This window comes from Halomonas chromatireducens, assembly GCF_001545155.1.
In the GTDB taxonomy this organism is placed as follows: Bacteria; Pseudomonadota; Gammaproteobacteria; order Pseudomonadales; family Halomonadaceae; genus Halomonas; species Halomonas chromatireducens.
This window is the reverse complement of the sequence record NZ_CP014226.1, coordinates 3,471,582-3,487,506: the sequence shown is the minus strand read 5'-3', so window position 1 is coordinate 3,487,506 and position 15,925 is coordinate 3,471,582. Positions and strand designations below refer to the sequence as shown.

The window sequence follows — 15,925 nt, the reverse complement described above, 5'->3', positions numbered from 1 at the left end:
CGGTTACTGCGATTTACGCACGCGCAGATACCACTCGGAGAGCAGCCGTACCTGCTTCTCGGTATAACCGCGATCCTTCATGCGCTCGACGAAGTCCTCGTGCTTCTTCTGGTCTGCCGTGGACGCCTTGGCATTGAAGGAGATCACCGGCAACAGCTCCTCGGTATTGGCGAACATCTTGTGCTCGATCACACCTCTGAGCTTCTCGTAGGACTGCCAACTGGGGTTCATGCCGTTGTTCTGGGCACGCGCCCGCAACACGAAGTTGACCACCTCGTGACGGAAGTCCTTGGGGTTGGAGATGCCCGCCGGCTTCTCGATCTTCTCAAGCTCCTCGTTGAGCGACTGGCGATTGAAGAGCTCCCCGGTCTCGGGGTCTCGGTACTCCTGATCCTGGATCCAGAAGTCGGCGTAGGTCACATAGCGATCGAAGATGTTCTGGCCGTACTCGGAGTAGGACTCCAGGTAGGCGGTCTGAATCTCCTTGCCGATGAAATCCACGTAGCGCGGCGCCAGGAACTCCTTGATGAAACGCAGGTAGCGCTCGAAGGTCTCCTTGGGCAACTGCTCCTGTTCCAGGCGCTGCTCGAGCACATACAGCAGGTGTACCGGGTTGGCGGCAATCTCATGATTGTCGAAGTTGAACACCTTAGAGAGGATCTTGAAGGCAAAACGCGTGGACAACCCGTCCATGCCCTCGTCGACACCAGCCGCATCGCGGTATTCCTGGATCGACTTGGCCTTGGGATCGGTGTCCTTGAGATTCTCCCCGTCATAGACCCGCATCTTGGAATAGATACTGGAGTTCTCCGGTTCCTTCAGCCGCGAGAGCACCGAGAATTGAGCCAGCATGCGCAGGGTGTCGGGGGCACAGGGAGCCTGGTCGAGAGACGAATGCTCGAGCAGCTTCTTGTAGATATTGATCTCTTCGGTAACCCGCAGGCAGTAGGGCACCTTGACGATGTAGACGCGGTCGAGGAAGGCCTCGTTGTTGCGGTTGTTGCGGAAGGCCTGCCACTCGCTCTCGTTGGAGTGGGCCAGCACGACACCTTCGAAAGGTATGGCTCCCATGCCCTCGGTAGGGTTGTAGTTGCCTTCCTGGGTAGCGGTCAGCAACGGATGCAGCACCTTGATAGGTGCCTTGAACATCTCGATGAACTCCATCAGACCCTGGTTGGCCTTGCACAGGCCGCCGGAGAAGCTGTAGGCATCCGGGTCGTCCTGGGAGTAGAGCTCCAGTTGGCGGATGTCCACCTTGCCCACCAGGGAGGAGATGTCCTGGTTGTTTTCATCACCCGGCTCGGTCTTGGAGATGGCGATCTGGTTGAGGCGGGACGGGTAGAGCCTGACCACCTTGAACTGGGAAATGTCGCCGCCATACTCCCTCAGCCGCTTGGAGGCCCAAGGCGACATCACGCTCTTCACGTAGCGCCGGGGAATGCCGTACTCCTTCTCGAGCAGCTCGCCATCTTCCTCGGGAGAGAATAGCCCCAGGGGCGACTCGAATACCGGCGAGCCCTTGATGGCGTAGAAAGGGATATGCTCCATCAGCAGCTTGAGACGCTCGGCAAGCGAGGACTTGCCGCCCCCCACCGGCCCCAGCAGATAGAGGATCTGCTTGCGCTCCTCCAATCCCTGGGCGGCATGGCGAAAGTAGGCGACGATCTGCTCGATCGCCTCTTCCATGCCGTAGAATTCAGCGAAGGCGGGATAGCGACGAATCACCTTGTTGGAGAAGATCCTCGAGAGCCTTGAGTCCTTGGCAGTGTCGATCACCTCGGGCTCGCCGATGGCCTGGAGCATACGCTCGGCAGCGCTGGCATAACCCATGGGGTCTTCACGACACAGCTCAAGGTATTCCTGCAGGGACATTTCTTCCTGCTGGACACGAGAGAAGCGGTTCTGCACATGATCGAAGATGCTCATCGAAGCCTCCTGTTTGCCCACCCTGATGGTCACCGCCACACTCGATGACCTTACCGGGTTACTCATCAGCCTAGTCAGCTTCCGGCGGAGCGGCCGGGGAACTGTCAACGCAGTGAATGACTACTCAATGAGAACGCAGGAGTTGCAGAGGGTTCGATGAAGGAATCTATTCTGATTTAACGATGGATAGACGCAATGCGTGAGTCAACGCCTCACCAGGCTGGCAAGCGCAGCGAAGACCACCTCCGCTGGATGTCGCGCATCAGCGGGACCTTTCTTCACGTTAGCCCAATATTCAGCGCCCGGTTCAACGCAGACGCTTGCCCAGCCCTCTGGTGCCGGCCAAAACAGAAGACTGATTGACGTCCGTCGTGCTTTCGCTGACCGGGCGCAAGAATGACCTTTATGACGTGGCAGCCGGCTTTACCGTGCCGCCCTTGCACGCACCTCGGCCAGGTCCCAGGCCTTGAGCAGATCGACGGCGACATCGGGCGAATCGATTCCCTGCCCCTTGACCTGCATCAGGATCCGTCCGTCGAGCAGCAGCGTCGCCTCGACCCGGGAGCGATCCGCCTCCCATTTGACGATGGCAGACTCGCGTCCCATGCGAACACGCTCCATGTTGGGCTGGGCAGCGATCATGGCGGGATTGTGGAACATCGCAGCCATGCCCTGGACCATGGGGTTGTCGATCATCAAAGACGCTTCCAGGCGTCCCTCCCCTTCGTCCTCGCGATAGTTGCGCTGCAGCATGGAACCACCGCCCCCCATCAGGGCCGCCGCGCCGCCACCGCCGGCGGATTCAGCTTCACCTGCGGTCCAGCCCTCGGGGGCGTCGGGGAAGGTTTCGGCAATGCGTCCCGAGAGCAGCTTGCGAATGTCGTTGATGGCGAACTCCAGCTCGGTGACCGCCCCGCCATAATCCTCCTCTTGATACAGCTCGAGACCCAGTTCGATCTGTTCGACGACCTCATCGGCCAGCGCTGAAGCGGTGAATGGCATTGCCAGCGTGGCACCCAGCAGGACAACACCAAGAGAGCGTTTGCTGCGCATATTCGTTTTCCTCGTTGTTTTGTCTACCCAATCTTGCCTATCCAGGCTTGCCCACCCCGTCTTTCCTATCCCGTCCTACCCTGTCCTTCCTACCCATGCGTCAACCGTTTCAGGTCGCCGGCTCACTCCTCATTCAGCACAAACCAGCGCAGATCGCCGGCCAGCGCCACCTCATCCTCCCCACTGGCATCAATGTGGAACTCGGCATCGTAGCGCTCGCCGTTGGCCACCAGTGTCAGCTCTCCGCTGACCTCCTCGATGTCATGCCGGGAGAACTGGGCGCGCACGGCGTCGTCATCCCGATCTGCCTGAACCGGGTAGCTGCCGGCTGTCGCCCCTTCAGGCAGGTAGAGATAGATCCCATTGCCGATGATCAGCATGTTGTCGCGACCGGTGATACGGGACAGGGCTGACTCGGTATCCCCGTTGACGGTGAGCTCATATTCCGCCTCGGACTGCAGCGTCAGCGGCAGTTCCCTGACCGCCCCTTCGCTCGTCACTCGGCCTGCCTCCTCGCCACGCCCATCGGCGGCCTCCAACTGCCAGGCAGCACTGACCCTTTCCCCGAACGATTCCAGGTAAACACTGCCCGAGACCTGCCGCGAGAATGACCACCCCATGCCGTCACCCCGAACATGGGCTTGCACCTGGTGGTCCTCGGCGTCGGCGAAACTCGCCACCTCGTAGCGCTTTCCTGCCTCGGCGTCTGCCGGCAGCACCAGCGAGACCCAGGCACGCACAACATTGTCAGGGTCATCTTCGTGGGTCGCATCGGTGTAGATTGAAATGACATACGGCCCTTCGGCATTGCTGCCTCGACGGGATGAGCCACCTCCCAGCGCAGGCCGAAAGATATCGTTGCTGACACCGCCGTAGCGCGGGTCATCCGCCGTGGTGTACTCACCTGTCGAGGTGGCGGCACCGCTGATGCTGATCATCGACTCGCCGCTTTCCACACTCTCCAGCAGGCCAGCAAGCTCACCGTCGCCGTTGCTTTGCACACCGCCCTGCTGCGAAGCGCCGTTGTCTGACTGCACGGCACTGGAAGCGGATTCATCATTGCATGCCGTCAACAACCCCAGGCCGACAAGCGCCATACCTGCCAGCAATGTACCTTGGCTTCCCCGATTCATGCTCATATCGCACCTTAATGCCTTATTGTTCTGCTCTCAGCGCATTTCCCGGCCACGCGGTGTCACCGCGCAGCTTCTGCTCCTTGCGCGTCGTCACCTGTCGTCGTCTGAGTGGCACGCAGCTTCAGTTTGCGGAACTTGGCCGACATGCCATCCAGCTTGGCCTCCCACTCGGCATCCGGCTGCTGGCCTTCGATGGCCTTGAAATACGCCTGCATCATGCAGGTGATGGCAAAGGGCTCCAGTACCGCCACCTTGACGCTCCAGGCGAACAGCAGTGCGACGATGACCCCGGTCGCCGACCAGCCACCAGGAATGAGATAGGCCACCAGGGCAGCGGGCGCCAGCATGACCAGGAAGACCAGGAAAGAGAGGCCGTAGACGATCAGTGCCAGCCAGGCGGCATTCTTCAGCATCGGCTTGGCATTCTGACCGTAGAGCACGAGCGCATCACGGGAGGAAGCCCAGGCGTTGTCGGAGCGGGTGCGAATGCAGTAGGCCAGGATCACCTCGTCGATGAAGCCCACGGCGATGCGCAGGAACATTTCAACGAGCCGGAGGAACTGACGGGCGCCGGGAATCGGCAGCAGCCGGAATATCCCGCGAGCCAGGCCGGTAATGGCACGCAGCACGCCCTTGATCAGCTGGTCCACGCCGAACAGCACGCTGGCCTGGGCAAAGCGCGCCTTCACCACGGTGCTGGCATGCTCGATCTGGCCACGTCCCTGGGGCAGCGGCTTGCCGTCCATCAGCTCCACCAGCACGGCAATATGGCCCGCCTTTACCATATACAGCAGGTACTCACGCAGAATGTACATGATGGCGCCGACGATCCCGAAGCCGACGACGCCGCCCCAGAAGGTGGAAGCGGCGCGGAAGCCCTCGTCGCCCAGGCCCCCGACGCCCCACCCCACGCCGGCACCGACACCGGTCATCAGTACGTAGGCCAGTGCTACGCCGAAGTAGACGGCAAGGCGAAAGAGAATGAAAGGCATTGTCTTCAGCATCAGGCCAAGGGCCTGGCCAATCTTGAAATCCCACATGTCGCCCCCTGCTGAGGATGAGTGTTGTCGTTGTTTAGCGCTAATGCTATCGGCTGATCCCACTAGGTTAGCCAGGCTGGGGCGACGTGACCCCGTTCGTTTGGAGGGGGAGTGCCGCTCCCAGCCGACGCCGGCCGGTATCAATGGCATAGCGCCGTGGACCAGGTATCCGGCTCGGTGGGCCCTCGTCGGCACTGCTGCTGTCGCCCGACTTCACCGAGCTGCCAGCGCCCATCGGCCGCAGGAGAAAACAGCAGCCGGTAGCGAATGGCACGAACCGAATCATCCTTGAGGCCCTCCAGGCTCAGGGTGACCAGGATATCGCCGTCCTGGCGCATACGCTGGGTGACCGTCTCCACGGTGACCGGGTTGAACTCGCGCATGCCGTAGTGGCTTCGCGCCAGGGCCACTGGATCGTCAGTCGCTTCCACCTCTGGCAGCTCGATGAGCTGATAGTCGTTGGCCGGCAGTGTGCCACCACCTGCCGGAGATGCTTCGGCCTGCCACACTCGCACCAGCGGTGCGGGGAAGGTCGGCGGCTTTCCCGCCCAGGCCAGCCGCATGCCGTCCTGGCTCAAGGCCAGCGCATGGGCAGGGCCCTGCCTGGGCATCGGCAGCGCATCTGCCGCGGTTTCGGCATCAGGCCCATGCAGCAGTTCGGCAGGGAAAGACTCTGCCCGCTCGACGACAAGACCTGTCTCCAGTACATAGCGCTGCACGTCTGCACCGCAGGCAGCCCATACGCTGGCCCCATCGTCGGAAAAGGCCACCTCGCGACACCCCTGTCCTCCGGCCAGGGCACGACGCAGCTTGCCTGTCGCCAGATCCCATAGCATGAGCGACGCGTCGGCCGCCACGCCCGGATTCCAGCTGGCGCTCACCAGGCTCCCGCCATCGGGGCTGAAGGCCAGCCCGGTGACAGGCAGCGGCCGGTCCACCTCTGGAGAGTGGTGGCCCTCCAACTGATGAACCAGCTCACCGGTCGACGCCTCGCGTATTTCGAGATTCCCATGTGCGGCAATCGCAACACGATCGCCATCCGGTGACAGCGCCAAGCGCTCGACGCTCTCTCCCTCGAGCTCGAACTCATGCAGCAGCTCGGCCCCCGTCCAGTCCGGCGTCGTGTTTCCTATAGCGGGGACAAGCCAGCCACCTGCCACCAACCCAAGAACGAAAGCCCCGCCCCAGACGCCTGCACGGGACCGTGCGCCATATGAATTGCGATGTGACATCTTCATCTCCTGAAGTCAGTGATAGCGATCCGGTCAAGGTCAACAGTTCGCCCCAAGGCTGGGACTCATCTTCGGTCAGGGCTCCACGGGGAGCCTGACCCGCTCGGTGACCGAGACACCGCCATACTCGAACTCATATATTTCAGCAGGTGACTCGAAGCGATAGAGCAGTTGAAAGCGACGAGGCTCATCATCGGCAGGCAGCCAGAAGGGCTCCTCAAGCACGAGAGGACCGCGCTGATAGGCTGCGACCAGTTCTCCTTCCACCCCCCTCGGGCTCAGCCGCTGGCTGACCGGCATCATGCCGCCCACCCCGCTGAGATTCGTCATCGAGGCCTCCACCAGCAGCAGGCTCTCCTCCTCGCTGGCCAGATGGCCGGCAAATTCATCTGGAAACTCAAGGCCATGCACCCGAAAGCGGATGGGGCCATCCTCGATGTCGACGAGGGCCTCACCGATCATCCCGGTGACGGCCTCTCCCTTCAGCAGGTAGCGCAGGCTGGGGCGGATCTCCGAAGAGATATTGGTGCCGCGAAACTCCGGCATATAGGCAATGAGTTCCACGCTTTCGGCATCCTTCGGCACCGGGAACACCGCCTGGCCGCCGGCCCAGGCATCGGGCAGCAGGGCGGGGTCTCCCGCCAGGGTGCTGAGTTCAAGATCGCGCACGTAAGCATGGCTACCGTCGACTACCGCCTGCAGCAGCCCCGGGGCCTCGATATACTCCATGACCCGGCGCAGCGAGACCTCGGCGCCGGACTCGGCGGACGCATCCAGCGCCCGAGCGTCAACCGGCGTGCGCCACTCCCCCTGGCCGCGCAGGTCCACCACCAGCCACTGCATGCCTTCGGGAGCCGACTCGCCATGCCAGCGGTCATGCCGACTGACACCGTGAACGCCCAGCGAGAAGAGGTCGTGGCCCTCCTGCCGACTCGCCGCATCGCGCTCCTCGTCGGGCTGGGCACGCTCGCCGAGAAGTGGCACGACGATGGGCGCATACTGGTCGTGGTAGTAATGCAGCGAGAGTTGAGACAGAGGCTCATCGGGCACAGCGAAGGCGACCTGGCCCTGGCGCCGGTCGCCGGATCGAGGCAGAACGAACTCATCCTCCAGGTCCGATGCCTCCGACAGGGTCGACCGCACCACCTGCCGGTCGTCCACCAGCAGATAAAGCTGGCGTGCAAGCGAGGCCACCAGCAACGGCTCCGGATAGCCCAGACCGAACACCAGGTCGCTGGGCATCCAGCTGTCAAAGCGTACCTCCAGGGTGATCCAGCGTTGGCCGGGCGGCGGCGTCCGGCCGTTCAGCTCATCGCTGAAGGCCATCTCCTTGACGTGCAGGGTGAAAGCGCGGTTGCAGCCCGATGCGGGGAGTCGCTCCTGCACCGCCTCGACGCAGGGCGGCTGAGCCGCCGCAGGCTTCGTCGCAACCAGTCCGACCAGGACCAGCAGCCCCGTCATGCCCAGTGCGGCCTTGCGCATGCTTGGCTGTTTCATTGATGTCTCCTCAGTTGCAGCGGCCCCAGGAATCCACGATGAACTCGGCGCCGGCGCCGGCCACATCACCGGCCGCCTTGCTGATGCCCGCTGAATTGAGCCGGTCGAAGGCCCCTCCGGAGATGAGTTCGCGCCCTATGATGATGTTGATGTCATGGGCCTCGGCGAGACCGCCCAAGCCGGCGCTGACGGCGCGACCAATCATCTCCTGGGCGGCGGCATCCTGGGTGCAGCAGAGCGGATCGCTCGAGGTAAACAGGCAGTCCCAGATGCTCTGCACCATGCCCACCGCGCCCATGGCACTATCGCCTGCACTCATCAACGTCAGAATCCCCTCGATGTACTGCCCACGTCGGTCTCGCCCGTAGCCGAGCAGGTCACCGGTGGCGGGGTCCAGCTGCCACCAGGTGGGCGCCTCTTCCCGAGCCGGCGCGTCGGGCAGCAGCAGCACCTGCCCCGTGTTCAGGTGCGTCGCGAAGTGCGCCTTGAGGTCGGCATCCGGTTGCCAGTCGAGGTCCGCCAAGCCGTCCAGGCTGTCCACGCGACGCCAGTCGACTCCCTCGCCGAGGTCGTGCAGGAAGGCGCGAGCAGTGTTGCCCAGGGCCGCACGCGCTTCCACCGCGAGCTCGGCCTCCAGCAGAGTATCCAATGCCCCCTGGGCCAGCCGGGTCTCGGCCACCGCATCACCGTCAGGCACCGCAATCCGATTATCGAGGATGTCGAAGCCCTCACGGCGCCGATACTCCCCCCCCTTGAACTCCATCAGCGTCACATAGCCCAGCAGGTTGAGGCGCGTCAGCGCGACCCTCTCGGGGTGCGGACTGTAGGCCAGCCGCATGGCGGCGAGCTGGTCCAGCGTGGAGCGGCGGGTGCTGCGCGCTTCCAACGCTTCGCCGATAAAGCTGTCATCACGTTGGGCAGCCAGGTAAGCCCCGGCCAAGGCCGACTGCCGATTGTCCATCAGCCCCTCGTAGCGCCAGGCGGCCAACTGCGCGGGGGGCACCCAGGTACTCTGTCCGAGCACCTCCAGGGTGCTCAGCAGTTCGACGGCGCGCTGCTCGCGCAGGGCATCATCGAACTCGAAGGCCTCGACGCCCGCGGCGCGAAGTGCGGGGCCGATCAGATCCATCATGGGGCGCTCTACGATGTCGGTCTCTCGGCCCGGCGCCTCGACATGGAAGCGCACCATCACGGCCGTCAGCTCCGGCGGGGTGTCTGGTTCATCGGCACCGAGTCCACCGATGCCCACCTCGCCCAGGGCACTGCTGGCTTCGCCAAAGGCACCGGCCATGCCGGCCTCCGATCCGAGGTCGACGACACTACCGTCGGCCATGATGCCGTCCTGGCGCTCCAGGCTGTCACCCAGGCGCAGATAGGGCACCCACTGCTCCTGGTCGAACAGCGCGCCAGGCAGGGCATCCAGTTCATGACTGCCATCAAGCAGCGCCTGGGGTGACGGTAGCGCCATGGGGTAGAGCTCCAGGTGCAGTTGCTGCCCCAGCAGTTCGGCAGCAGGCAGCCGGTGGGAGAAGGCTACCGCCTCGCTCAGGCGGTCATCATGGAGCTGCTCCGCCACCACTTCGACGGTCAACCAGTGCCGGACGTCGTCGGGCAGCGCCTCCGGGTATACATGCTCGACCTCCCCTTCGGCGACCAGGCGCTCACCGGCGGCCTGCTGCGGAAGCGCAGGGTCGAAGTCCGCCCAGCCATCGCCTGTGCGTTGTTGCACCCACCAGTGATGCGTCGGGGCAGCATCCGTGCCATCAACTGCCTCCAGGGCCCCGTCCATCAACGCCTCCAGCGCCTTGGCCTGTTGGCGACCGTCGGCCAGCAGCCGCGCCTGTCGCGTTTCGGCCGCCTCCCGCTGTTCCCGCAGCGACTCGGCGATGGCGTCGGGGTCGCTATCGAGCCGCTCGGCCAGGGCCTTGATGGACGCGTCAGAGAGGTCCATCTCGATGGGGCCATCCGGCCGCCTGGCCACCGGTTCGCCGGCCCAGGTCGACTCGAGGCGCTTCAGGGCCTCCTCGGACAGGTCGGTCCGGACCAGGCGCACGGTGTGTCCGGCCTCTTCCATCAGCGCCGCCAGCAGCAGGGCACGATCCAGGCTGGAGCCCATACGATCCTGCATCACCCCGTCCGCCCCGCGCAGCTCTCCTGCATAGGGCAGCCAGCGAGTCTCATCACGCACCCACTCGAAGAGGGCTCGGGGCTCCACACCCAGCGCCTGCTGCGCCTGTCCGACGTTCAGCTCCTGCCAGGGCAGCTCGGTATAAGCCTCACGAACGGCGCGATCCAGCGTCACGATCCGCTGCTCCAGGTAGCGTGAATGGCTCTTATCCATGCCCGCCGTTCCCAGGCACATCTGATTCGCCGAGACCAGCGGGCTCAACGACATCATCACCAGCAGCCACCAGAGTCTAGTCTTCACCGCTCACCTCCAGGTTCTTGTCCTCACGGGGGCCAATCTCGAAGGCTTGGCGCCACTCCCCGCTCTGGGTCTCCACCAACAGCTCGTACTCGCCCACGTCCAGTGCGATGGGGACGTCATCTACCCGTCCCCGGGCGACCTCGCTCCCATCACTGTCCAGCACCCGCCAGGTGGCAGCCAAGGCCTGGGACAGGCCGGCAATCAGCTCGTCACCGTCGTGGCTATCGAAGTACTCGCCGCCGCCTTGGGCAGCGAAGCGCTCGAACTCGGCCTGCAGGCCGACCTCATCGATATGGAAGCCGACGATATTGAGGCGCACGTCCACACCCTCCTCGATCAGGGCCTCCACGGAGGCGGCCACATCCCCGTCGCAGGTCTCTTCACCGTCGGTGAGCATCACCACCAGGCGCCGCTGGTCCTCGTAGCCCGAAAGGTCCTCCAGTACCGCATCGATGGAGGCGGCCAACGGCGTACGTGCCAGGTTGATGGCCTGGATACCTGACACCACTTCGCGCACCTCGTCGTGGTTACCCGCACGGGGCTCGACCAGCAGCTCGGTCTCGCAGCTATGGGGCTCGGTATGGCCGTAGGCACGCAGCGCAACCGGTACCTGCTCCGGAATGCGCTCATCGAGTACCTGCTGGACGATGCGTCGCGCCACCTCGATGCGCCGCCCGCCCTCCATCTGTCGCAGCATGGAGCCCGAGGCATCGAAGATCAGATGCACCACCCCGCCGGCCACCGCCGGCTGTTCGGGGTCGGCGCTGACCACCCTGAGGCTGCCGGGCTCGGGTGGCTCCTGGTAACGGGATGTCACCTCCAGGGCAAAGGTCGTGGGCTGACGAACCTCCTGCATGCCGACCTCGAAGGCCCGCACAAGATCGCGTCGGTCCAGGGTATAGGCATAGCGACCGCCCCCCACATTGGCCCAACTGCGCATCTGGTTCTGGTACCAGCGTGTCTCGCTGGCCAGACGCTGCTGCCCATGGGAAATCTCCAGGGTGAAGATACGCGGCTGTACCCGCTCCAGGTCGTCCCAGACACTGATAGCCCGTCCCATCTGCTCGGCATCGGTGATCAGGAAGATGACCCTTTCCCGGTCCAGCGCCTCCAATGCGCGCGTCGCGCTCTGAAGCGCCGGCTCGGCATCGGAACTCTCGAAGCGTCCGTCGTAGGCAGCCAGGGTATGGCGCAGAATGCGCGGCTCCCCGCTCCACTCATCGAGCAGCATGGGCCCGCCTAGCGGCATCAGGTTGGCGACTTCCTGGTCGGGGTCGAGCCCTTCGGCAAAGCGGTTGATGGCCTGCAGAATCGGAGCCTGAAGCGCTTCCAGGCTGCCGCTGGCATCCCACAGGAAGGCGATGGCCCGAGCCGGCTCGGTGATGTCCAGCCGATACTCCCCGGGCGGAAGGCCAACGGCCTCGCCGCGGCGCCACCCCTCGGGCTCGCGCTGCCAGTCGAAAGACTGCGTCTCTCCATCGGTCGCTACCAGGCTGGCCTGGATTCTGCCGCGTAGCGTCTCACGCAGCCGCACCACCAGGGTGTTGTGCCCCTCCTCGATCCTCACCCGATAGCTACGAGTATCATTCGGCTGCGCCAGGCGTCCGGTGATGCGCTCCTCCAGCCGCCGGGGCGCGTCGGGATGACTGGCGTCATCGTCCACCGCTTCCGGAAGCGCTTCTTCGCCCAACGTCAGCTCATAGGGTCCCGCCTGCCCTTCCCTGCCTTGCTCCGGCCAGTAGGCCAGGATCGATTCGCCGCCGCCCAACGGTTCCGCCTCATGGGCACGGATCTCGGCAGGCAGCCGCCAGCGACGCTCAGCCTGTTCCGGGTCCGGCTCGGGCATCAGCACCTCGAGGCGCAGATAGCGCGCCCAGACAGGGGTGTCCAGGGTCAGCTCGGCCAACCCCTGCGCATCGCGCTCGAGGTGCCAGTCAGCCTGATGCTGCCAGGGGCCAACCGGGCTTTCGGTGCTGGAATAGACCCTTACCGTCTCGATGGGCTGACCGCGGTGTTCAGGCGCCTCCTGCCAGCCCAACTCCCCAAGCCTTGCCGCGCGCTGCTGCAGGAAGCCGAAGACCAGCGATACGCCGCCCGGCTGCCATTCGCCGCCACGCGCCAGGCCTCGCCCAAGGCGATCCCCATGGGCACCATGGGCCTGGAACGCATTGCGCTCCGGCAGGGTCATCTCGTTCAGGGCGGGAACCTCGGGCCGCGTAGTGATCCAGTGCCCACCGCGCCGATCCGCCAGCAGATCAAGGCGCTGACGCGCCAGTTCATCAGCGGGCTCGCCCAGCACACGAAGCTGCCCGATGCCGGTGTCTTCCAGCCGCCCCGTCTCCCCCCAGAAACCGAGAGGACGCAGCCCCAGGTAGCGAGCCTGGCGGGAAGACCCCAGGGCGAAGAACTGCTCGCCGTCGGCGGCGTCAAGCTCGAGGGTGGTGACCACCTCCAGGTCATCGGGAGTGTCGCCCAGCGACACCTCGAGCTCGCGCCAGCGCTGCTCAGGGGGCTGGCCCGAACGCTGGTTGATCACCAGCATCTCGACGTCGCCACCGTCGCCGGCCAGGCGCAGGGGGGGCAGGGCCTCACCCGGCTCCCCGCGATAGCGCAGATGGCTACCCATCGAGCTCATGCCGTCGATAAGATGCACCAGCCGGGGCTCGGAAGCCACGCGATGGGTACCCCAGCCGCTAGTGGCATCATCAATGATCGGCTCCCCGCTGTCGGGGTCTTCGAAGTAGGCACCAAGACCCCACCAGGCCAGGTCCACCAGCCCTTGAGCCCGGTCGCGCAGGGCCACGTCCCCCAGGCTGACGCCGGCTTCGGTATCGGTGCTCCCGACAGCGAGGGTCGCCTCTAGCGTCTGGCCCGCAACGCCGATGAAGAGTGACACCGGCGCCTCGTCATCCAGTCCGGCCGGCAGCGTCCAGGCCGGGGTCAGAACGACCTCCTCGCCGGGATCGAGGGTAAGGGTGTCGGGCAGCGCGTCAATGCGCCAGCCGGCATGGCTGGCGTGGGCCTCGAGCGGCAGCGTCACCGGCGCCTCGGCGCCGTTGCTCAGCACCAGTCGGCTTTCTAGCCGCTGGGGAGCGTCATGCCAGGCGGTCAGGGGCCCGTCTGCCTCGAAGCGGGCTTCGATGGCATCGTGGTGCCTCTGCGATTCGGCCTGTCGTTCTGCGATCAGGGGATCCTCGAGGATCAGGTCGATATGCCCCAGGCGCGCGCTGCTGACGCGCAGGTAGACCTTTGCCCGTGCGGGAATCTGTACCGCCACGGCTTCGGCATTGTCACGCGCTGTCTCAACCTCCCGGGTGGGTAGCGCGTCACCCTGCTCATCGATCAGCTCGACATGGGCGCGGCTCAGTCGATTGTCCCCCAGCCGCTTGATTCTCACTTCTCTGGGACTATCGCCCACCGGGAGACGGAACCACTGATAGTCGCTACCCAATCCGCTGTGGGGAAGCTCAATGCGACCGTCAGGTGGCGGCTCGACAGCCAGTTCTTGGCGTGTCGCCATGGCATGCCCCGCAAGCGGTTCCCAGGGCGCTTGTAAATCCAGCCGGACTCGATAAGGACCGGCTGGCTCCCGATCTCCCAGCCAGAGATAGTAGTCACCGGCCGGCAGCCGACCGGTGAGTATCAGAGGAGATGTATCCAATGCGCGACGTGGATGCACGGCGGCAATACGCTCTTCATCCCGGTAGAGAATGGGCTGAACACTTCCGGCATCGGGCGGGGTAATCTTCAGCCGTATACGGTTGTCGCCTGGCAGGGTGAACCGATACCAGTCCTCGTCGGAGGCGTCGTGAAGATCGCCACGCATGACCCCTCCGAAAGTCAGCGCATTGGCCTGGCCGCGGGTGTCATTGGGCTCGCGCTCCCAGCCTTCTTCATCGGCGTCCAGACGCTCGGCAAGGATTCGATAGTCACTGTCGCTCCCGGAGAGTTCCAGGTAATAGGTGCCCGCCATCAGATCGAGACGAGAAAAACCGAGGCCTTCCTTTTCACCTACAGGCCCGTAGGCCTGGGATCTGGCGAAATGGGAGCGCCCCGAATGGCCGGACTGGTAGAGGCGAAGGTCCTCCAGGCCATCGCCACTGGCCACAATGCGCCACACCTGATCCGAGCGCGGCACCTCGAGCCGGAAAACCCCCTTTCGCGGGCCATTGAAGGTGCCCTGTAATTCTTGCTCTGGCGATAAGGCGGTTGCCACCTCGCGGCTGTCGTTGGGCTCCGCCACTTCCTGTGAAGTGGGCCGAGGAACGGATCGGCGAATCACCTCCACCGCGACGCCAGCCTCTTCCGTCTGCTCTGACGGTGTCAGCGCCAGGTAGTGACGGCCAGGGTCGAGGCGCAGACGATCGAAGAGCGCCTCCCGCGGGCCCGTGCGGCAGATCGCCTCCTGACCCAGGGCGTCCGCCAGGCACGCTTCGATCGGCGGATCCTCCGGGCCAAGCAGATCCAGCGCCCAGCCCTGCCCTTGAGCCTCTTCATCATTGAGCTCAAAGGCCAGGTAGCTACGCTGACCGGGCAGCAGCTCAAGCACTTGAGTGGCCTGGGCGGGCAGAGCCAGTGCGTCTTCCCGTGTCGCTGCCACCGGCTCAGGCGCCGGCTCCGGAAAGGCCTCGCCCGGCTCGAGGCGCACACGCACCCGGCCGATGGCCTCACCTTCCTCATCACGCGCCAGGGCCAGTGCGGCGCCTTCTTCCAGGGCCAGCTGGTCCCATTGTTGCTTCATTGGCAGAGGCCCCGTGGACGCCACCAGGGGCTCGTCCGATGCATCCACCGGCTGCGCCCTTACCGCATGGCCAAGTTCGGTCAGCAGGGAGAGTCGCCAGAGCCGGGCGTCGTTCTCATCAATCTCAAGAGGGAGCTGCAGGCGCGATGCATTGAGCTGATAGAACCAGTCGCGGCCCGGGCCCACGACCAGGGCGTCGGCATTCGATGGCGCGTCTGCCGTGCCATGCAGGCTGACCTCACCGGCAGGCTCAACGGTCAGCTGGTATTCGCCCTGCCCTCCCTGAGTCTCGACTTCGATCCGATAGTCGCCATGGGACACCAGCAGGGAGGTAACGCGATCACCGGCGGTATCGGGCGTGGCCTCAAGGGTCAGCAGCGGCTTCTCGGTCGCGCGCCCCTCAGCGGCGGCCGGGTCAGACGCATGCGACGCGTCGCCCGACGCCTCATCGGCGGTGCCAAATGTCGACGTCGCCGGCGCCTCGCCAAACGTCGTCACACCCTGCGGTTCCCCTTGCCCTGCCGACGCCTGGTCAGGGTGCAGACTGACACGCAATCGCTCAGCGGTGGTGGCGCGCAGCGATATCTGCCACAGGTAACCCACCTCACGGTCATCGATCGACCAGGTGAAGGCGTGCCGCTCTCCCTCGGCCAGCGCTCCCAGGATACGTGCTGCCCCGCGAAAGCCCTGGGAAGGCGGCATGCCCTCAGCCAGGGGTTCGGCCACCAGGGTTCGGGGGTAAGCGTAGGCCGACGCACCGCTTACCAGAGACGCCAACAGCACCACAGCCAGCAGGCTGATCATTGCCATTCCGCCCCTGAGGCACCTGTTGCCGTCACGACAGGCTGTCGTCATCGCCATTTCCTGCTCCC

8 protein-coding genes are annotated in these 15,925 nt (G+C 64.6%); all 8 read right to left on the bottom strand.

What is annotated here, in order from left to right:
- Nucleotides 1-3: 3 nt before the first annotated feature.
- Nucleotides 4-1,926 (bottom strand): PrkA family serine protein kinase, encoded by a 1,923-nt coding sequence (locus tag LOKO_RS16100; RefSeq protein WP_066451644.1) that lies wholly within the window; start codon nucleotides 1,924-1,926, stop codon nucleotides 4-6.
- Nucleotides 1,927-2,349: 423 nt separating this feature from the next.
- Nucleotides 2,350-2,979 carry a hypothetical protein gene (locus tag LOKO_RS16095; protein ID WP_066451642.1) on the bottom strand — a complete coding sequence of 210 codons (630 nt, stop codon included), beginning with the start codon at nucleotides 2,977-2,979 and terminating at the stop codon, nucleotides 2,350-2,352.
- A gap of 122 nt (nucleotides 2,980-3,101) precedes the next feature.
- A complete protein-coding gene (locus LOKO_RS16090; RefSeq protein ID WP_144439690.1) occupies nucleotides 3,102-4,112 on the bottom strand; it encodes a hypothetical protein in 1,011 nt (336 codons plus the stop codon).
- Between the two features lie 62 nt (nucleotides 4,113-4,174).
- Nucleotides 4,175-5,155 (bottom strand): hypothetical protein, encoded by a 981-nt coding sequence (locus tag LOKO_RS16085; RefSeq protein ID WP_066451638.1) that lies wholly within the window; start codon nucleotides 5,153-5,155, stop codon nucleotides 4,175-4,177.
- A 140-nt stretch (nucleotides 5,156-5,295) separates the two neighbouring features.
- Nucleotides 5,296-6,387: a WD40 repeat domain-containing protein gene (locus LOKO_RS16080; RefSeq protein ID WP_066451636.1), complete on the bottom strand. Its 1,092-nt coding sequence runs from the start codon at nucleotides 6,385-6,387 to the stop codon at nucleotides 5,296-5,298.
- A 75-nt stretch (nucleotides 6,388-6,462) separates the two neighbouring features.
- Entirely contained in the window at nucleotides 6,463-7,884 is a 1,422-nt protein-coding gene (locus tag LOKO_RS16075; RefSeq protein WP_066451632.1) for a hypothetical protein, read from the bottom strand.
- Between the two features lie 10 nt (nucleotides 7,885-7,894).
- Nucleotides 7,895-10,312: a transglutaminase domain-containing protein gene (locus LOKO_RS16070; protein ID WP_066451630.1), complete on the bottom strand. Its 2,418-nt coding sequence runs from the start codon at nucleotides 10,310-10,312 to the stop codon at nucleotides 7,895-7,897.
- Nucleotides 10,302-15,908: a vWA domain-containing protein gene (locus tag LOKO_RS16065; RefSeq protein ID WP_144439689.1), complete on the bottom strand. Its 5,607-nt coding sequence runs from the start codon at nucleotides 15,906-15,908 to the stop codon at nucleotides 10,302-10,304. Before LOKO_RS16065 ends, LOKO_RS16070 begins: the two co-directional genes overlap by 11 nt.
- Nucleotides 15,909-15,925 lie beyond the last annotated feature (17 nt).

Excerpts from the sequence above, each read along its gene's own strand:
- LOKO_RS16100 (WP_066451644.1), bottom strand. The coding sequence starts at position 1,926 with ATGAGCATCTTCGATCATGTGCAGAACCGCTTCTCTCGTGTCCAGCAG.
- LOKO_RS16095 (WP_066451642.1), bottom strand. The coding sequence starts at position 2,979 with ATGCGCAGCAAACGCTCTCTTGGTGTTGTCCTGCTGGGTGCCACGCTG.
- LOKO_RS16090 (WP_144439690.1), bottom strand. The coding sequence starts at position 4,112 with ATGAATCGGGGAAGCCAAGGTACATTGCTGGCAGGTATGGCGCTTGTC.
- LOKO_RS16085 (WP_066451638.1), bottom strand. The coding sequence starts at position 5,155 with ATGTGGGATTTCAAGATTGGCCAGGCCCTTGGCCTGATGCTGAAGACA.
- LOKO_RS16080 (WP_066451636.1), bottom strand. The coding sequence starts at position 6,387 with ATGTCACATCGCAATTCATATGGCGCACGGTCCCGTGCAGGCGTCTGG.
- LOKO_RS16075 (WP_066451632.1), bottom strand. The coding sequence starts at position 7,884 with ATGAAACAGCCAAGCATGCGCAAGGCCGCACTGGGCATGACGGGGCTG.
- LOKO_RS16065 (WP_144439689.1), bottom strand. The coding sequence starts at position 15,908 with ATGACGACAGCCTGTCGTGACGGCAACAGGTGCCTCAGGGGCGGAATG.